The following is a 19,348-nucleotide window of genomic DNA, read 5'->3' as shown; positions in this document are numbered from 1 at the left end:
ACACAACGGGAGCAGGGGGGCGTTCAGGCGGCGGCGGCCAGCCGGTCGATCGCCGCCATCGGCACCGGGAGCCAGTCGGGGCGGTGCCGGGCCTCGTACACGACCTCGTACACCGCCTTGTCGGTCTCGTAGGCGCGCAGCAACTCGGGCTCGGCCCGCGGGTCGACGCCCGCGGCCTGCGCGTAGCCCTCGCAGTACGCCGTCCGGCAGCGCTCCGCCCAGGACGGGTTCCACGGGCGGTGCGTACGGGCCGCGTAGTCGAAGGAGCGCAGTATTCCGGCGACGTCCCGCACCGGCGGCTGGGGGCGGCGGCGCTCGGCCAGCGGGCGGGCCGGCTCGCCCTCGAAGTCGATCACCGACCAGTCCCGGTCCGCGTACAGCGCCTGGCCGAGGTGGAGGTCGCCGTGGACGCGCTGGACCCGCCAGCGGCGCCCGGTGTCCCCGAGGCCCGCCAGCGCGTCGAAGGCGGTGCGCAGCCGGGGCGCGTACGGCAGCAGCCCGGGCACCGCGTGCGCGGCCTCGTCCAGGCGGCGGGCCATCGCCGCGGCCAGCCGCTCGGCGCGGGCGCGGTCGAGGGCGACGGTCGGCAACTCGGCCGCGAGCGCCGTGTGCACCTCGGCGGTGACCCGGCCCAGCGCCCTGGCCTCCGCGGTGAACGACCGGCCGGCGGCCAGCGCCTCCAGCGCGAGCTGCCAGCCGTCCCGGGAGCCGCGCAGATACGGCTGGAGCACGCCGAGCGTGTACGGGTGCGGCGCGGTCGCCTCGTACCAGGCCACCGGCTCCGGCACCCGGGCGCACCCGGCGCGCGCCAGCGCCAACGGCAGCTCCAGGTCGGGGTGGGGGCCGGGCTGGACGCGCCGCAGCACCTTGAGGACGTACTCGTCGCCGTACACCAGCGACGAGTTGGACTGCTCGGCGTCGAGCGGGCGCGCGGCCAGACCGCCGGGCACGGCGGGGGAGTGCGCGGACTTCTCGAAGCGCAGCGGCCCCAGGGCGCCGGGGGTGCGCAGCCGTTCCAGGACCAGTTCCGCGAGGCGCGGGTCGAGCAGCCCCTCGTACACCGTGCGGCCGGCGAGCGGGCCCGCGGCGGGGCGGCCGATCAGCGCTGGGGCGAGGTGCGGCGGCAGCGCGTCCCGTACGCCCAGCAGGAGCTGGTAGCAGTCGTCCGACGCCGATGACGCCCCCTGGTGCACCGTCACCAGCAGGTGCAGCAGCCCGGGTCCGGCGCCCGGTCCGGCGGCGGTCACCGGCAGCAGCTCGGTCGCCGACACCGGCGAGAAGCCGGTGATCGACCGGCCCTTGCCGGCGAACCAGCGTTGGCGCGGCAGCCAGGACCGCAGCAGCGGGGCGAGCGAGGGGAGCAGCGGTACCAGCGGGGGACGGCCTACGGGAGTGCGGGTGGCAGCAGCCTCCGACATGGCATCGCGTCCTTTCCCCGAAATATACCCTTTTGTCACATATGCGGAGAGTGTCGCGGATCTTGGCGTCCACTGTCCGGCGGCGCGCGGAGCGGGCGCGCAGAGTGCCCGCTGCGGGGGTGGGGTGGGGTTGCGTCCGGACGCCCGGCCGTGGTCGACGAGATCCGGCCGGGCGCCGAGTGGATCAGCCGGAGGGCCGGTCCTTACGGAGGCGGAACCAGTAGAAGCCGTGCCCCGCGAGGGTGAGCAGGTACGGCCACTGGCCGATCGCCGGGAAGCGGACCTGGCCGATCAGCTCGACGGGCCGCCGGCCGGCGAACTCCCGCAGGTCCAGCTCGGTGGGCTGGGCGAAGCGGGAGAAGTTGTTGACGCACAGCACCAGGTCGTCCTGGTACTCCCGGGTGAAGGCGAGCACCGCGGGGTTGGAGGAGGGCAACTCGGTGTACTCGCCGAGTCCGAAGGCAGGATTCTGCTTGCGGATCTCGATCATCCGCCGGGTCCAGTGCAGCAACGACGACGGACTGCTCATGGCCGCCTCGACGTTGGTGACCTGGTAGCCGTACACCGGGTCCATGATGGTCGGCAGGTACAGCCGTCCCGGGTCGCAGGAGGAGAAGCCGGCGTTCCGGTCCGGCGTCCACTGCATCGGGGTGCGCACCGCGTCCCGGTCGCCGAGCCAGATGTTGTCGCCCATCCCGATCTCGTCGCCGTAGTACAGGATCGGCGAGCCCGGCAGGGCCAGCAGCAGGGCGGTGAACAGCTCGATCTGGTTGCGGTCGTTGTCCAGCAGCGGGGCGAGGCGGCGGCGGATGCCGATGTTGGCCCGCATCCGCGGGTCCTTGGCGTACTCCGCGTACATGTAGTCGCGCTCTTCGTCCGTGACCATTTCGAGGGTCAGCTCGTCGTGGTTGCGCAGGAAGATGCCCCACTGGCAGTTCTCGGGGATCGCCGGGGTCTTGGCGAGGATTTCCGAGACCGGGTAGCGCGACTCCCGGCGCACCGCCATGAAGATCCGCGGCATCACCGGGAAGTGGAAGGCCATGTGGCACTCGTCGCCGCCCGCCGCGTAGTCGCCGAAGTAGTCGACGACGTCCTCGGGCCACTGGTTGGCCTCGGCCAGCAGCACGGTGTCGGGGTAGTGGGCGTCGATCTCCTTGCGGACCCGCTTGAGGAACTCGTGGGTGCGCGTCAGGTTCTCGCAGTTGGTGCCCTCCTCCTGGTAGAGGTACGGCACCGCGTCCAGCCGGAAGCCGTCGATGCCCAGGTCCAGCCAGAACCGCAGGGCGGAGACGATCTCCTCCTGGACGGCCGGGTTCTCGTAGTTGAGGTCCGGCTGGTGGGAGAAGAAGCGGTGCCAGTAGTACTGCTTGCGGACCGGGTCGAAGGTCCAGTTCGACGACTCGGTGTCGACGAAGATGATCCGGGCGTCCGGGTACTGCTTGTCGTCGTCGGCCCAGACGTAGTAGTCGCCGTACGGCCCGTTCGGGTCGGAGCGGGACTGCTGGAACCACTCGTGCTGGTCGCTGGTGTGGTTCATGACGAAGTCGATGATGACGCGCATGCCGCGCTGGTGGGCGGCGTCCACGAACTCCACGAAGTCGGCCAGGTCGCCGAACTCGGGGAGCACGGAGGTGTAGTCGGCGACGTCGTAGCCGCCGTCGCGCAGCGGCGACTTGAAGAAGGGCGGCAGCCAGAGGCAGTCGACGCCCAACCACTGGAGGTAGTCGAGCTTGGCGGTGAGGCCCTTGAGGTCGCCGACGCCGTCGCCGTCGCTGTCCTGGAAGGAGCGCACCAGGACTTCGTAGAAGACGGCCCGCTTGAACCAGTCGGGGTCGCGGTCCTTCTCGGGGGTGTCCTCGAACAGGTCGTGGACGGGTTCATTGACGATCATGATGTGGGTGACCCTCCGATCGGCGGGGACGGTCGCAGAGCCACGACGTGCGCGGGCGTACTGCCCGGCTCAAGGCGCACATAGGCGGCTCTGCCCCAGTGATAGGTCTCACCGGTGAGCAGATCGCGCACCGGGGCGGTCTCGTGCCATGCGAGCCCGAGTCGCGGCATGTCCAACGAGACCGTGGCCTCCTGGGTGTGGTGGGGGTCGAGGTTGGCGACGACGAGCACGGTGTCCTGGCCCGCCCGCTTGGAGTACGCGATCACCGAGGGGTTGTCGGTCGCGTGGAAGTGCAGGTTCCGCAGTTGCTGGAGCGCCGGGTGGCGCCTCCTGATCCGGTTGAGGGCCGTGATCAGGGGGGTGATGGTGCGCCCCGAGCGCTCGGCCGCGGCCCAGTCGCGGGGGCGCAGCTCGTACTTCTCGGAGCGCCGGTACTCCTCGCTGCCCTCCCGCAGCGCGGTGTTCTCGCACAGTTCGAAGCCGGCGTACACGCCCCAGGACGGGGAGAGCGTCGCGGCCAGCACCGCCCGCACCTCGAAGGCCGGGCGCCCGCCGCGCTGGAGGTAGGCGTGCAGGATGTCGGGGGTGTTGACGAAGAAGTTGGGGCGCAGGTAGGCGGCGGTCTCCCCGGACAGCTCGGTCAGGTACTCCGTCAGCTCCTGCTTGGTGGTGCGCCAGGTGAAGTACGTGTACGACTGCTGGAAGCCGACCGCGGCCAGCGTGCGCACCATCGCCGGGCGGGTGAACGCCTCCGCCAGGAAGATCACGTCCGGGTCGGTGCGGTTGACCTCCGCGATGACCTGCTCCCAGAAGGCGACGGGCTTGGTGTGCGGATTGTCGACCCGGAAGATCCGCACCCCGCGCGCCATCCACAGCCGCAGCACCCGCAGGGTCTCCTCAACCAGGCCGCGCAGGTCCGCGTCGAAGGCGATCGGATAGATGTCCTGGTACTTCTTCGGCGGGTTCTCCGCGTACGCGATGCTGCCGTCGGCCCGGTGGGCGAACCACTCGGGGTGCTCGGTGACCCAAGGGTGGTCCGGGGAGCACTGGAGGGCGAAGTCGAGGGCGACCTCCAGGCGCAGGGCGCGCGCGGTCTGCACGAAGTGCGCGAAGTCCGCGGGGGTGCCGAGGTCGGGGTGGATCGCGTCGTGGCCGCCGTCGGGCGAGCCGATCGCCCACGGCACGCCGACGTCGTGCGGGCCGGCGGCCAGGGAGTTGTCCGGGCCCTTGCGGTGGCTGGTGCCGATGGGGTGCACCGGCGGGAGGTAGACGACGTCGAAGCCCATCGCGGCGATCGCCGGCAGCCGCTCGGCGGCGGTGCGGAAGGTGCCGGAGACCGGGGGGCGGCCGGGGGTGACGACGGCGCCCTCGGAGCGCGGGAAGAACTCGTACCAGGAGCCGAAGAGCGCCCGGCGGCGCTCCACCAGGAGCGGTAGGGGGCGGGAGATGGTGACCAGTTCGCGCAGCGGGTGGCGGGCGAGCGCCCGGCGGGCGTCCGACGCGAGCGCGGCGGCGAGCCGGGTCTCGGGCTCCTCGGTGTCGTCGCGCAGGGCGTCCGCCACCGCGAGCACCGCCTCCCGGCCGTCCCGCTTCGGCACGCCGCGGGCGGCGCGCTCGTACAGCCGCGCGCCCTCCTCCAGCACGAGCGCGGTGTCGATGTCCGCGGGCACCTTCACCTCGGCCTCGTGCAGCCAGTCGGCGAGCGGATCGCTCCACGACTCGACGGCGTAGCTCCAGCGGCCCTCGACGTCCGGGGTGACGTCGACGCCCCAGCGGTCCGAGCCGGGGGCGAGTTCCCGCATCGGGGTCCAGGGCCCCGGGCGGCCGCCGGGGCCGCGCAGCACGACGTTGGCCCCGACGGCGCCGTGGCCTTCGCGGAACACCGTGGCGCCGATCCGGAAGGTCTCACCGACGACGGCTTTGGCGGGCCTCCTCCCGCAGTCGACCAGGGGACTGACGTCCAGGACGGGAATGCGACCGATCATGAGCTCACCTGTGAGGGCTGTGCGGGCAGGATGTCTGACTAGATATCAGATGTGGTGAAATCTGGTGATGTGCCGGTTTTGTTGAAGTCTCCTGATATTTGTAACGTGCCGGTAGGTGGCTGACGGGCCGGGTCCCTGAGTGCCCCCGTCCGCGTTCACTCGGTGGGCGGAAGGAACCGGCCCGGTACGGGCGCACACGCCCGAGGGCCCCGACGCGTCGTGCGTCGGGGCCCTCGGGCAGGCGTGTTCGGTTAAGGCTGCGTCAATTCCCAGCTCGGCTCCTTGGGGCCGAGGGCGGGCGCGCCGGTCGGGCGGGCCGTGCGGTCGAGCGCGTCGGTCATGCCACCTCCTCGATCCACATGTGCCACGGCTGGCGGGCCACCCACTCCTCGACGGCCGCGGGCTTCACGGACAGCGCCGTCGACGACGTGCCGCCGTCCCCGGCCATCAAGTTCGGCTCCAGGCCCGATGCCATGTAGTGGTACAGCCCGGACACGCCGGCCGCCGCCTCCGGGCCGACGATCTGGGACAGGCCCTGCTCGAAGACCTCCGGAGCCAGCGGCACGTACCGCACCTCGCGGCCCAGCCCCCGGGAGAACGCCTCCGCCAACTCGCCGCCCGTCAGCGACACCGAGCCGCCGATGTCGAAGGTGCGGCCCCCGATGCCGTCCACCGTCAGCGCCGCGAACACCGCCTCCGCGAGGTCGCGGTGCGAGATCCACGCCGTGGGCGCGGCCTCGGGCAGCGGATACGCCAGCACTCCCTCGGAGAGCAGCGCCGGCCCGTTCCACGGACTGAACAAATTGTCGAGGTACACCGGCGGACGGACGACCACCAGCTCCACGCCGCTCTGCGCGAGCCCCTCCCGCAGTACGGTTTCGGCCAGTCGTCGCGTCTCGAACGCGACCACGTTCGTCGTCCGGTGCGGCACGCGCGTGTTGGCGTTGTAGACCAGCCGCCGCACCCCGGACTCCCGCGCCGCCTTCGCGATGTGCTGCGCGTACCGCATGACCGTCTCCGCCTGGTACACCAGCGGCATCACGACCGCGGCGTGGGTCGCGCCCTCGAAGAGTTGGCGCACGTCCTCGTACCGCCCGAGGTCGCCCTCGCCGAAGGAGACGCCGGGCAGTTCCGGACGGTCCGCTTCGGCCTTGCGGCTGAGGGTACGGACCTGGTGGCCCCGCTCCGCGAGCAGCCGCGCTGTCGCACCTCCCTGGAAGCCGGTCGCCCCCACGACCGCCACGCGCATCGGAATGTGATCGGACATGTGTCTGAAGAGCCCTTCGATAAGGTTGAGGTCGCTGCCGGGTACGGCTCTTTCCAGGCTCGCGGCGGCGGCTTCGGCCGATCAATTAACAAACCGGGTCGGAGGTTGAAGGATCGTCCAATGGACTCAGTTGAGACTGCCGCGACCGAAGGCGACGACCTTCTCAGCGAGCTGATGAAGCCCCTGCGCCTCACGGGCGTGTTCGACAGCCGCTGGAACGTCCGTGCCCCGTGGGCCATCGAGGGCGACGCGGAGCAGAGCTGCGCCGTGTTGCACTTCATCACCGAGGGCTCCTGCTGGATCACCGCGGACGGACGCACCCCGTTCCGGCTGCACGAGGGCGACCTCGCGGTCTTCCCGACCGGCACCGCGCACCGGCTCTCCGACCACCCGGAGCGGCGCGGCGGCGTCGCGCTCGGCAGCATGCTGCCCGAACGCGAGCCCGGCACCTCCGGAGAGATCAGGATCGACGGCGACGGCCCGGTCAGCCGGCTGCTCTGCGCGGGGCTGCACTACGACGAGTACGCGGCCACCGGCCTCTACCAGGCGCTGCCCTGGGCGCTGGTGATGGACTGCTCCCAGGTCGACCAGGAACCGCTGCTGCGCGACACCCTGCGGCTGCTGGCCGCCACCGACCGCCCGGTGGGCCCGGGGGACCGGCTGGTGACCCTGCGCGCCTTCGAGATGGCGCTCGTCCTCGCACTGCGCCCGCTGCTGCGGGAGCTCGCCGACAACCCCTCGGCGCTGCCCGTGCTGCGCCACCCCGGGATCAGCAAGGCCATGGTGATCATCGCCACCCGGTTCGCCGAGCCCTGGACCATCGAGGCGCTGGCCAGGGAGGTCGGAATGTCCCGGTCCGCCTTCACCGCCGCCTTCCGGGAACTGGTCGGCGAGGCGCCCGCCCGACACCTCACGGGGCGTCGGATGCAGGAGGCGGCGAGGCTGCTCGGGGAGACGTCCGTACCGCAGTCCGCGGTCCCGCAGCGCGTCGGGTACCAGAGCGCGGTCGGATTCCACTTGGCGTTCAGGAAGTGGTTCGGCATGACGCCGGGCGAGTACCGAGCGGGGCGGCCCTCATCTGCGCGCCTGGCCGGTTCTTAATCACCACTGGACGGTCGTTCATTGCTCACTGTCCCCGGCGCGAGCCAGGCTCGCTTTTGTCGGGGGACGGTCCGTTTGAGGAGAAACGTTGATCAGGTCTGGCCGGCACTACCTCGATGCCCTGCGCGACGGGCGCGAGGTCTGGCTCGACGGCGAACGCGTCAAGGACGTGACGAGCCATCCCGCCTTCCGCAACACTGCTGCGTCGATCGCCGGGCTCTACGACCTGGCCCGTGACTCCGCCCACAGCTCCGTGCTGACCAGCGACGGAGTGCACCGCGCCTACGTCGTACCGCGGACGCAGGCGGACCTGGTCGCACGGCGCGCGGCGTACAAGGTGTGGGCCGAGGCCAGCTACGGCTTCCTGGGGCGCACGCCCGACTACATGGCGAGCGGCGCCGCCGGCTTCGCCGCGCTGCCCGGGCTGTTCACCACGGACTCCTTCGACGGCGCCGACAACGTCCTGGCCTACCACCGAAGACTCGCCGAGAACGACCTGTACTGCGCCTTCACCATCACCAACCCGCGCTCCGGCACCGGCTCCGAAGACCTGTTGGTCAAGGCGGTGGCGGAGCGGGACGACGGCATCGTGGTGAGCGGCGCGAAGACGATCGGCTCCGGCGCGGTCTTCTCCGACGAGGTCATCGTCGGCACGATCGAACCGCTCGCGCCGGACGCCGTCGACCAGGCGCTCTGCTTCAGCGTGCGCACCGACACCCCGGGCCTGAAGCTCGTCTCCCGCACCTCCTACGAGGCGCAGGCCCGCAGCACCTTCGACAACCCGCTGTCGTCCCGCTTCGACGAGAACGACGCGCTGCTGGTGTGCGAGGACGTCTTCGTGCCGTGGGAGCGGGTGCTGACCTACCGCAACGTGGCGGCCACCGCCGCGATGTGGTGGCAGACGCCCGCCTACCTCAACTTCGTCCACCAGGCCGCCACCCGGTTCTGGACCAAGCTGGAGTTCCTCACCGGGCTCGCGATCCTGGTGACCCGCTCCAACGGCACGCACGAACTGCCGGCCGTCACCCAGGCCGTCGGCCGGCTGCTGGGCATGGTCGCCCAGGCCAAGGCGTTCGTGCTGGCCGCGGAGGCCGACCACGAACCCGTCAACGGCGGCGCCGGCGGGGTGATGCCGGGCCGGGAGATCTCGTACGCCCAGCGCATCATGGCCGGCGAGCTGTACCCGCGGGCCGTCCAGGAGGCGAAGGGACTCCTCGGGGGCTCGGTCTTCCAGCTCCCGGCGTCCGGGGACGACCTGCTCCACCCCGAGTTGGGCCCGGTCGTCGAACGTTACCTGCGCGCGCCCGGCACGCCCGCCAAGGACCGGGTCAAGCTGCTCAAGCTGGCCTGGGACGCGCTGGGGTCGGAGTTCGCGGCCCGCCACGAGCAGTACGAGCGCTTCTACCACGGCGCGCCCCACGTCTACTTGACGATGCAGACGTGGGCGGGCGGCGCGGAGAACAGCGAGCGGCTGGCGCAAGCCTGCCTCGACGGATACGACCTGGGCGGCGGGGTCGGCACGTGACATTGGACGCCCCTCACAACGACCCCACCGGATCCGCGGGCCCCACCAGATCCACCGGCCCCACCGGATCCGCAGTGCCCGCCTCCGCCGGCCGGCCGCCCGGCCGGATCAACGGCAGCCGGGTGCCGCACGGCGGGGCCACGGACACCGCGGACGGGCGGTCCGGTGACGCCGGGGGGCGCCACCGGGCCGTCGCGGAGGCCGCCGGGGCCACCGAGGCCGCCGAGCCCGCTCAGGCCGGAGGGCGTCCCGCGCGACGGACCAAGGCCGCGCTGGCGCTGCTCGCCTCCACCCAGCTACTGCTGATCATGGACACGGCGATCATCAACGTCGCCCTGCCGTCCGTCGGCAAGGACCTCGGCGCGGACTCCGCGGCCCTGTCGTGGGTCGCGAACGCCTTCCTGATCACCTTCGGCGGACTGCTGCTGCTCGCCGGCCGCACCGCCGACCTGCTCGGCCACCGACGGTTGTACCTGACCGGGCTCGGAGTGCTCACGGGTGCGTCCGTCGTCGGCGCCGTCGCCGGCACCACGGAGCTGCTGATCGCGGCCCGCGCGGTCCAGGGGGTCGGCGCGGCCTTCGCCGCTGCCGCCGCCTTCGCGCTGCTGCTGAACCTCTTCCCGCACGGCCCGGCGCGCCACCAGGCGCTCGGGGCGTTCGCCGCGATGGGCGGGCTCGGCGGCGTCGCCGGCACGGTGCTCGGCGGCGTGCTCACCGACGTCCTCGGCTGGCGCGCCACCTTCTGGCTCAACGTCGGCGTCGCCCTCCTGCTCGCGGTCGCCGCGCTGCGGCTGCTCGACGCCGGCGGGCGCACCGGCGCCCGCGGCTTCGACCCCGTGGGCGCCTGCACGGCCACCGCGGGGCTCGGCCTCGTCGCGTACGCCCTCGTCGGCGCGGGGGAGGCGGGCTGGACCAGTGCGCGCACCCTGGCGGCCGGAGGCGCGGGGCTCGCCCTGCTCGGCGCGTTCGCACTCGTCGAGGCCAAGATCGCGCACCCGCTGGTGCCGCCCGCCGTGCTGCGGCGGCCCGTGCTGCGCCGGGCGAACGTGCTGTCCGCCCTGGCGCAGATGTCGCTGTTCCCGATGTTCTTCCTGGTCAGCCTCTACCTACAGAGCGTGCTCGGGCAGTCGCCGCTGGTCGGAGGGCTGGGGCTGCTGCCGCTGTCCCTGGTCGTCGTCGCGGTCGCGCCGCAGGCGGGCGCCGTGATCGGCCGCATCGGGCTCGGCACCACGATGACCGTCGGCTTCGCGCTGCTGGGCGTCGGACTGGTCTGGCTGGCGCTGGCGCTCAGACCTGACGGAACGTTCTTCTCCACGGTCTTCGCGCCCAGCCTGGTCCTCGGAGTGGCCCTGCCGCTGGTCATGGTCACCACCAACGTGGCGGCCACCGCGGACGCCGCGCCCGAGGAGACGGGACTCGCGTCCGGCCTGATCAACACCAGCCAGCAGTTCGGCTCGGTCCTCGGGCTCGCGGTCCTGGTCGCCGTCGCCACGGCCGGCACCGCCGGCTCCGAGGCACCCGTGCCGACGTCCGGCTTCCGCAACGCGCTCCTGGTGGGCGCCGGCATCGCCGCGCTGGCGGTGCTGCTGGCGCTGCGGCTGCGCCGCTCCACGGCGGGCCCGCGCCCGCCCGGAGCCGACGGCACCGCAGCCGGACCGCTTCCCGCAACCGAAACCGGGGCCCGGACCAGCCCCGCCCGCGCGCCCTTAGCCGGGCCCGCCACCGATCCCGCGGTCCACCAGGACCGCAGCGGCGGAGCCCCGGAGTAACGATCTCACCCACGATGGGCGGTGGGAGAAGGAGCGGCGTCTGGGGCCTTCGAATCCAAGGCGGAGGAGGGAGCGATGGCGGAGCCATCGCGACTGACGACAACGCCGGAGGCGGAGGTCCGAGGCGCCGGGACGCCGCTGCCCATCGTGGGTGAGATCGTAACGGCGCACGGAAGGGTGTGCGGCGCGCACGGTCCATGGACGGCGGGGGGCCGTTCGGTGCGCGTTTCCGCCCACGTTCCGGCACGGTGCCCGGGGGCGCCGTGCATGTCATTCCATCCGGTTTCTCGATGTACATCGATGTGTCCGAGGGGGGACTCCGATGGCCCTGTACGACCTTGTCGCACCCGATCTCGCATTGCGCGGCGAGCCGTACTACCGCATTGCCGAGATACGCGGCGCCGATCCGCTCGACGCCGACGAACTGCTCGGCCGGCTGCCGCAGATGAACGCGGCACGCGACGTGCCCGCGCTCACCCGCGCCCTGCGCACCCTGGTGCCCGAGCCCGAACAGGTGGCGCGCTACGGCGTCCCCGAATCCCTCGCGGCCATGCGCGACCTCGGCATGCTCCTCGGCTCGCTCAAACGGCACGGCGTGCAGCCGGTGGCCGCCGTGCCCCGGGTCCTGCCCGTGCTGCAACGGCTGGGCAAACTGACGTCGATGGTGCCGCGCGACACCGTGCACCACTACACGACCTGGAACCCGCTCGGCGAACGCCAGCGCACCTACACCGGACACACCATGGAGGCCAACCTCCAGGCCGCGGTCCGGATGGTCTTCCCCGGGCTCGTCGCGTCCCTGGACTCCTGCGCGGCACTGGCCCGGCTGGAGCCGTACGACCCCGGCTTCGCCATCGCGCTGGACCGCACCGCGCACCACGTGCAGTCGATGGTGGACTCCATCGACTTCACCGTCACCAACGTCTCCCCGGTCTTCTTCGCCACCGAGATGCGGCCCTACTTCGAGGAGATCGACGTCGACGGCGTCGACCTGCTCGGGCCGGCCGCGGCACAGGTGCCGCTCTGGCTGGTCGACCTGACGCTGTGGCAGTGCGACCGCAGCGACGCGGCGTACGACGCCTTCCTCGCCGACTCCGTCCGCTACAGCCTGCCGGCCTGGCGCGACCACTACCACGCCCACCGCGGTGCGACCTCCGCCGTCTCCAAGCTGTCCGCCGCGTTCAGTTGGGAGGGCGGCGACCGCATCCCGGCCCAGCTCGCCCGCTCGGCGCACGCCCTGGTGCGGGTGCTGCGCATCCTCAAGGCGTTCCGGGCGCGGCACATCACCATCGCCCGCAAGGCGTACGCGGAGGAGGTGCGCCAGTACGACCTGGGCAGCGGCGGCGCGCCCATCGCGCTGCTGCGCACGGTGCTCGACCTCACCCGGGACAACGAGACGCTGGTGCGCCGGGCCACCGATCCGGAGCGGGAACCGGAAGCCGGGGAACCGGAGGCCCCGGACCCGGAGGGGCGTGCGGACTCCGACTGCGACGGACGTCCGCGGTCCGAGAAGCGTTCGGAGTCCGACGAGGCACCACAGGAGCCGACCCCATGACCCACTTCATGATCGCCGGCGGTGGCATAGCCGGCCTGACCGCGGCGCTCGCGCTGCACCGCGTCGGCTACGACCGGATCACCGTCGTCGAGTCCGCCCGGGAGATCCTCCCGGTCGGCGCGGGCCTGAACATCATGCCGAACGCGGTCCGCGAACTCGACGAACTCGGCCTCCTGCCGGAGCTGGAGCGGCGCTCCCTGCCCACCCGCGAACTGCGCTACTACCACCGCAGCGGCGGGCTGGTCTCCCGCGAGCCGCGCGGGCGCGCCGCCGGCTACCGCTGGCCGCAGCTCTCCATCGCCCGCGGCGAACTCCAGGCCGTCCTCGGCGCCGCCGTCCGCGAACGGCTCGGCGCCGGTGCGGTCGTCGCCGGGGTGCGGGTCACCGCCGTGGAACAGCCCGAGTGCGGTCGGCCCCGGGTGCGGATCGAGCACCGCGACGGGACCCGGCACGGCAGCGCATCCCTCGAACCCGACGTGCTGATCGGCGCCGACGGCATCCGCTCCACCGTCCGCGGCTGCCTCAACCCCGAGGAGGGCGAGCCGCCGTGGAACGGCGTGCTCGTCTGGCGCGGCACCTCCCGGATGCCGGCGGCGCGCATGGGCACCTTCATGTTCATCGCCGGGGACGACACCCGCAAGGCCGTGGTCTACCCGATGACGGAGGTCGACCCGGCGACGGACACCGTCCTGGTCAACTGGGCCCTGGCGATGCCCGCGGCGCTCGCGGACGGGGCCGACGCGCCCGCGCACCAGGGCGCGCACCACGGGGCGTTCCGGGGGGACTGGAACCGGCCCGTCCCCGTGGACCGCTTCCGCCACCACTACCTCGGTTGGGAGTTCGACGGCGTCAGCGTCGACGACGTGCTGCGGCACGCGACCGGCGCGTACGAGTACCCCATGGTCGACCGGGAGCCCCTGCCGCGGTGGTCGCACGGCCGCACCACGCTGATCGGGGACGCGGCGCACGCGATGTACCCGATCGGGTCCAACGGCGCCACCCAGTCCGTGATCGACGCGCGGGCCCTGGCACACGCGCTGTCGGAGCACCCGGACCCGGTGGACGCGCTCACCGCGTACGACGCGGACCGCCGCCCCGCGATGACCGCGCTCCAGCGGGCGAACCGGGAGCTCGGGCCCGAGGTCGTGATCAACCTCGCGCACGAGCGGGCGCCCGGTGGCTTCGCGGACATCGACGAGGTCGTCCCGGCGGCGGAGCGGGCGGAGATCGCGGCGAAGTACGCGCGTGCGGGCGCGTTCGACCCCGTGACGGTAAACCAGGGCTCCCCGTACGCCCCATCCCCCTGAGCCCCCGGGCCCCCGCGGTTCCGCCTGCGGCGTGCGCTGGTCCGTACAGCTCGTCTGTGGTTGTTCGCGCAGTTCCGCCCCCACGCCCTCTGGGCGTGGGGGGCGGAACTGCGCGAACAACCCACCACCGGGCCGAGGTGACCAGCGCAGCCCGCAGGGGAACGGCGAGGGTGTCCAGGGGCCGAACGGCGCGGGCAACCACACGCGGCCCGCAGACAGCCAACGCACGCCGCAGGCGAAGGCGCGGCCACACGGGTGAAACCGTCGCGCGAGGCGCTGGCACGTGGGGCGGGGACCGTCGTGCGTCCGCGGGGATGGGGGTCCGCCCTGGGAGGGTGGAGCCGTGAAGGCCATTCGTCGGTTCACCGTCCGCCCCGTCCTGCCCGCCCCGCTCCGCCCCCTCAGCGACCTCGCCCGCAACCTGCGCTGGTCCTGGCACACCGAGACGCGCGAGCTCTTCCAGGCCGTCGACCCCGACGGATGGCGCAGGGTCGGCGGCGACCCGGTGCGGCTGCTGGGATCCGTCTCCGCCGCCCGCCTCGCCGAACTCGCCGGCGACCGCCGCTTCCTGCGCCGCCTCACCGCCGCGGCCGGCGAACTCGACGACTACCTGCGCGGCCGCAGGTGGTACCAGACCAACGACCGGGCCGCCGAGTTCCCCGCCGCCATCGCGTACTTCTCGCCCGAGTTCGGCGTCACCGCCGCGCTCCCGCAGTACTCCGGCGGCCTCGGCATCCTCGCCGGCGACCACCTCAAGGCCGCCAGCGACCTCGGCGCCCCGCTGATCGGCGTCGGGCTGCTCTACCGGCACGGCTACTTCCGGCAGTCGCTCTCCCGCGACGGCTGGCAGCAGGAGCACTACCCCGTGCTGGACCCGAACGAGTTGCCCGTCACCCTGTTGCGGGAGCCCGACGGGACCCCGGCCCAGATCGCCCTCGCGCTGCCCGCCGGCCGCTCGCTGCGCGCCCACGTCTGGGTCGCCCACGTCGGCCGGGTGCCGCTGCTGATGCTGGACTCCGGCGTCGAGGAGAACGGCCCCGGCGAACGGGACGTCACCGACCGCCTGTACGGCGGCGGCAGCGAGCACCGGCTGCTTCAGGAGATGCTCCTCGGCATCGGCGGAGTGCGCGCCGTACGGGCGTACTGCCGGCTCACCGGCCACCCCGAACCGGAGGTCTTCCACACCAACGAGGGCCACGCCGGCTTCCTCGGCCTGGAGCGCATCCGCGAACTCGGCGGCGAGGGGCTCGACTTCGACGCCGCGCTGGAAGCCGTCCGCGCCGGCACCGTCTTCACCACGCACACCCCCGTGCCCGCCGGCATCGACCGCTTCGACCGCGACCTGGTCGCCCGGCACCTCGGCGAGTCCGGCGCGCTGCCCGGCGTCCCCGTCGAGCGGGTGCTGCGGCTGGGCACCGAGACCTACCCGGACGGCGACCCGCGGGTCTTCAACATGGCCGTGATGGGCCTGCGCCTGGCCCAGCGCGCCAACGGCGTCTCCACCCTGCACGGCGCGGTGAGCCGGGGCATGTTCGCCGGCCTGTGGCCCGGCTTCGACGCCGACGAGGTGCCGATCGGCTCCATCACCAACGGCGTGCACGCCCCCACCTGGGTCGCCCCCGAAGTCTTCCGTCTCGGCGCGCGCCAGATCGGCGCCGGGCGCGCCGAGGACGCCCTCACCGTCGGCGGCTCCGACCTGTGGAACGCCGTGGTCGACATCCCCGACGCCGAGATCTGGGAACTCCGCCGCGAACTGCGCGAGCAGTTGGTCATCGAGGTGCGCAGCCGGCTGCGGGCCTCCTGGCGCCAGCGCGGCGCCGGCGCGGCCGAACTCGGCTGGGTCGACGGCGTACTCGACCCGGACGTCCTCACCATCGGCTTCGCCCGTCGCGTCCCCTCGTACAAGCGGCTCACCCTGATGCTGCGCGACCCCGACCGGCTGCGGGCGATGCTGCTGCACCCCGAGCGCCCGGTCCAGATCGTCGTCGCCGGCAAGGCGCACCCCGCGGACGACGGCGGCAAGCGGCTCGTCCAGGAACTCGTGCGGTTCGCCGACGACGCCCGGGTGCGGCACCGGATCGTCTTCCTGCCCGACTACGGCATGGGCATGGCGCAGAAGCTCTACCCCGGCTGCGACGTCTGGCTGAACAACCCGCTGCGCCCCCTGGAGGCGTGCGGCACCAGCGGCATGAAGGCCGCGCTGAACGGCTGCCTCAACCTCTCCGTCCTGGACGGCTGGTGGGACGAGTGGTACGAACCGGACTTCGGCTGGGCGATCCCCACCGCCGACGGCTCGGCCGCCACGGACGAGGACCGCCGCGACGACCTGGAGGCCGCGGCGCTCTACGAACTGGTCGAGAACCGGATCGCGCCCCGCTTCTACGACCGCGGCCGGAACGGCCTGCCGCAGCGCTGGATCGAAATGGTCCGCCGCACCCTCGCCACCCTCGGCCCGAAGGTGCTGGCGGGCCGGATGGTCCGGGAGTACGTGGAACGGCTCTACACCCCCGCGGCGCGCTCCCACCGCGCCCTCGACGCACCCGTCGCCGGCGAAGTCGCCGCCTGGAAGGCGCGGGTGCGCACGGCCTGGCCGAAGGTCGCCGTCGACCACGTCGAAGCGCTGGAGCACGCGCCCAGCGGCAGCGCGGAGCTGGGCGCGACGCTCGCCCTGCGGGTGCGGGTCGCCCTCGGCCCGCTGCGGCCGGACGACGTGGAGGTCCAGGCCGTCGCCGGCCGGGTCGACGCGGACGACGCGATCGCGGACGCCCGCCACTTCCCGCTGAAGCCCACGGGCGGCCCCGACTTGGAGGACCGCTGGATCTACGAGGGTCCCCTCGCCCTCGACCGCACCGGCCCCTTCGGCTACACCGTCCGCGTCCTGCCGGCCCACCCCCTGCTCGCGTCCCCCGCGGACCTCGGCCTGATCGCCCTCCCCACGGACACCCCCGGCACGGTGGAGCCCCCAGCGCAGGCGCCGCGCTAGCTCTCGCGGGCGGTTTGGTCTCTGCGGCCCGCTGAGACCAACCCGCCCGCAGGGTTACGGCGGCTCCGTCCAGGGGTGCAGGTGGGTGGTTAGTCGGCGCGGTGTTCCTCGTTGGGGACGTCGCGGACGACCGACTTGGACGACAGGCGGCCGTCGGTGAAGCAGAAGCGGAACGCGGGGGCGTCCCACAGGACGTCCTTGCGGTAGTAGGCACAGCGGTCCGCGTCGCGCGGCTCCGGCGGCAGGCCCGCCGGGCGGTCGGGCAGGGCGCGTTCGGGGAGGCGGGCGAGGACGTACGCCTCCGGGTCGCCGACCCGGACCGCGTCGTACGAGGCGCGGTGCACGACCGTACGCATCCGGGAGTACTGGTCGAAGCCCAGCATCACCACCCCCAGCACCACCCCCACCGCGCCCGGGACGGCGATCACCTGGCGCAGCCCGCGGCGCACCCGGCGGCGTGCGAGGTCCCATTCGCGGGCCGAGGTGGGCGCGGGCGGCGGGGCGGGGGGTGCGCCCGCGGTGGCGGGCAGTCGGGCGTGGACGGCGAAGCCGCCGTCGGCGTCGGGGCCGTGGGCCAGGGAGCCGCCGGCGAGCCGGGCCCGCTCGTGCAGCCCGACCAGGCCCGTGCCGCCCGCAGCCACCGACGGCGCGGGGGAGGGGGCCGGCCCGTTGGTGACGGTGACCGCGACCTCGGCCGGCCCGCGGACCACCCGCACGGCGACCGCGGCGCCCGGCGCGTGCTTGGCCGCGTTCGTCAGCGACTCCTGGACGACGCGGTGCACGGCGCGCGCGGTCATCTCCGGCAGCGGGACGTTCTCGCCCTCCTCGCGCAGCGTCACCGTGAGCCCGGACGCGCCGGCCCGCTCCACCAGCGCCCGCACCGGCTCGTCCCGCGGGGTGACCGGCGCGTCCTCGTCGTCGCCGCGCAGCACCCCCACGATGTCCCGCAGCCGTGCCGTCGCGTCCCCCGCGGCCTGCCGCAACTCCCGTGCCGCGGCCCGCTGCCGCTCGTCGAGCCCGCGGTCCACTTCCAACGCGGCGGCCCGCAGCGCGATCAGCGACAGCTCGTGGCCGAGGGAGTCGTGCATGTCGCCGGCGATGCGGGAGCGCTCCCGCAGCCGCGCCCGGTCGGCGACGGCGCGCTGCTCCCGCTCCATCCGGTCCGCCAGCCGCCAGCCCGCGGCGCCCAGCTCCACGTACTGCCGTACGAACCGGCCCAGCAGCCAGGGCACGACGACGGCGAACAGGAGCGCCGCGACCAGGTTGAACCACGACCACGGCGCCCGGTCGAGGACCAGCACCACGCCGAGGCCCGCGAGCGCGACCGCGGCGAACAGGGCGAGCGCGGGGCGCGCCCGGGTGGAGCGGCGCCCGGCGAGGAAGCCGAAGGCGACGAGGGCCGCCGTGTACTGCGGGGTGATCAACTGAGCGCCGTGCACGGCGCTCAGGCCCAGCGCCACCACCAGGGCCGTCAGCGGACGGCGCCGGCCGACGGCGACCGCGGCGCCGAGCAGCGCTGCGCCCGCGGCACCCGCCCACCAGGACCCGAGCCAGGAGCCGGCCCATCGGCCGGGACCGTCGCCGTCCCCGTTGAGCAGCACGGGCGCGCAGATCAGCGCCCACAGGGCGAGGTCGAGGGCGCGGCAGCGCAGGGCCTGACGGTCTCGGTGCATGCCCTCCACCTTGCCCCAAGCGTCCGGGACGCTACGTCGAGGCGACCAGCCCCGCCTCGTACGCGAGGATCGCCAGCTCCACCCGGTTCCGTCGGCCCACCCGGCTCAGGACCGCGCTGACGTGCGCCTTCACCGTGCCTTCGACGACGTGCAGCTCCGCGGCGATCTCCGCGTTCGACAGCCCGGCGCCCACCAGCGCCACCACCTCGCGCTCCCGGCCGGTCAGCGGGTCCAGGGTCCGGCGCGCCTCGGCGGACCGGGACAGCCGGCCGCCGCCGAGTTGGGCGATCACCCGCTGTGCGACCTGCGGCGACAGACACGCGGCGCCGTCCGCGACCGCGCGCACCCCGGCCAACAGCTCCAGCGGATCGCCGGACTTGAGGAGGAAGCCGCTCACCCCGGAGTCCAGGGCCCGGGCGATGTACTCGTCCTCCGAGAACGTGGTCAGCATCACCGGCGCGACCCCGGGCGCCAGCCGGCGCAGCTCCGCGGCGGCGCTCAGGCCGTCGAGGCCCGGCATCCGTACGTCGAGCAGCGCCACGTCCGGCCGGTGCGCCAGCGCCAGTTCCACGGCCCGCCGCCCGTCCCCGGCCTCCGCGACGACCTCGATGCCCGGCTCGCTCGCCAGGATGGCCCGCACCCCGGCCCGGACCAGGGCCTCGTCGTCGGCGAGCAGGACGCGTACGGTCGCAGCGGTGGGAGCGGTCATGGACCTCAGGGTATGGGGGCGCGGACGAGGGCGCTTGTGCGGTGGGACGGTGCCGCGGTTTCCCTGTGCGGGTGGACGTAGCCGCCGTTTCCCTGCGGGAGCGTTGGTCTCTGCGACCAGCCCACCACCGGGCCGCAGACGCTGAAACACAGCTTGTCGCACGGC

Annotated in this window: 12 protein-coding genes; 6 read left to right on the top strand and 6 right to left on the bottom strand. The window is 73.4% G+C overall.

From position 1 onward, the window contains the following. Positions 1-23 precede the first annotated feature (23 nt). From ACH4E8_RS01340 to ACH4E8_RS01325, 4 genes are all read right to left on the bottom strand, one after another. Positions 24-1,418: a maltokinase gene (locus ACH4E8_RS01340; RefSeq protein ID WP_398443189.1), complete on the bottom strand. Its 1,395-nt coding sequence runs from the start codon at positions 1,416-1,418 to the stop codon at positions 24-26. Between the two features lie 184 nt (positions 1,419-1,602). After that, positions 1,603-3,309: a maltose alpha-D-glucosyltransferase gene (treS, locus tag ACH4E8_RS01335; protein ID WP_398443187.1), complete on the bottom strand. Its 1,707-nt coding sequence runs from the start codon at positions 3,307-3,309 to the stop codon at positions 1,603-1,605. After that, positions 3,306-5,294, bottom strand: coding sequence for an alpha-1,4-glucan--maltose-1-phosphate maltosyltransferase (locus ACH4E8_RS01330; protein ID WP_398443185.1), 1,989 nt, complete (start codon positions 5,292-5,294; stop codon positions 3,306-3,308). The genes treS and ACH4E8_RS01330 overlap by 4 nt, the downstream gene beginning before the upstream one ends. Positions 5,295-5,631: 337 nt before the next feature. Beyond that, positions 5,632-6,561, bottom strand: coding sequence for an SDR family oxidoreductase (locus tag ACH4E8_RS01325; protein ID WP_398443183.1), 930 nt, complete (start codon positions 6,559-6,561; stop codon positions 5,632-5,634). A 120-nt stretch (positions 6,562-6,681) separates the two neighbouring features. Here ACH4E8_RS01325 and ACH4E8_RS01320 point away from each other — a divergent pair, with 120 nt between their 5' ends. From ACH4E8_RS01320 to glgP, 6 genes are all read left to right on the top strand, one after another. Next, on the top strand, positions 6,682-7,662 hold the full coding sequence (locus tag ACH4E8_RS01320) for an AraC family transcriptional regulator (protein WP_398443181.1): 981 nt from the start codon (positions 6,682-6,684) through the stop codon (positions 7,660-7,662). An 88-nt stretch (positions 7,663-7,750) separates the two neighbouring features. Next, on the top strand, positions 7,751-9,187 hold the full coding sequence (locus ACH4E8_RS01315) for a 4-hydroxyphenylacetate 3-hydroxylase family protein (protein ID WP_398443179.1): 1,437 nt from the start codon (positions 7,751-7,753) through the stop codon (positions 9,185-9,187). Beyond that, positions 9,184-10,956, top strand: a complete 1,773-nt coding sequence (locus ACH4E8_RS01310) for an MFS transporter (RefSeq protein ID WP_398443177.1) — start codon at positions 9,184-9,186, stop codon at positions 10,954-10,956. The genes ACH4E8_RS01315 and ACH4E8_RS01310 overlap by 4 nt, the downstream gene beginning before the upstream one ends. Positions 10,957-11,278: 322 nt before the next feature. After that, positions 11,279-12,511: a monodechloroaminopyrrolnitrin synthase PrnB family protein gene (locus tag ACH4E8_RS01305; RefSeq protein ID WP_398443175.1), complete on the top strand. Its 1,233-nt coding sequence runs from the start codon at positions 11,279-11,281 to the stop codon at positions 12,509-12,511. Further along, positions 12,508-13,818 (top strand): flavin-dependent oxidoreductase, encoded by a 1,311-nt coding sequence (locus ACH4E8_RS01300; RefSeq protein WP_398443173.1) that lies wholly within the window; start codon positions 12,508-12,510, stop codon positions 13,816-13,818. Before ACH4E8_RS01305 ends, ACH4E8_RS01300 begins: the two co-directional genes overlap by 4 nt. Positions 13,819-14,161: 343 nt before the next feature. Further along, a complete protein-coding gene (glgP, locus tag ACH4E8_RS01295) occupies positions 14,162-16,801 on the top strand; it encodes an alpha-glucan family phosphorylase (protein ID WP_398443171.1) in 2,640 nt (879 codons plus the stop codon). 89 nt (positions 16,802-16,890) lie between these two features. On the opposite strand, the gene ACH4E8_RS01290 is transcribed toward glgP, so the two are convergent. Together ACH4E8_RS01290 and ACH4E8_RS01285 are read right to left on the bottom strand one after the other, a co-directional pair. Next, positions 16,891-18,474, bottom strand: coding sequence for a sensor histidine kinase (locus ACH4E8_RS01290; RefSeq protein WP_398443170.1), 1,584 nt, complete (start codon positions 18,472-18,474; stop codon positions 16,891-16,893). A 31-nt stretch (positions 18,475-18,505) separates the two neighbouring features. Beyond that, positions 18,506-19,183, bottom strand: coding sequence for a response regulator (locus tag ACH4E8_RS01285; protein WP_398443168.1), 678 nt, complete (start codon positions 19,181-19,183; stop codon positions 18,506-18,508). Positions 19,184-19,348: the final 165 nt, after the last annotated feature.

It is taken from the genome of Streptomyces sp. NPDC017979 (assembly GCF_044328175.1).
In the GTDB taxonomy this organism is placed as follows: domain Bacteria; phylum Actinomycetota; class Actinomycetes; order Streptomycetales; family Streptomycetaceae; genus Streptomyces.
Note: the sequence above shows the minus strand (reverse complement) of the source record. Positions and strands in the feature narration are given on the sequence as shown.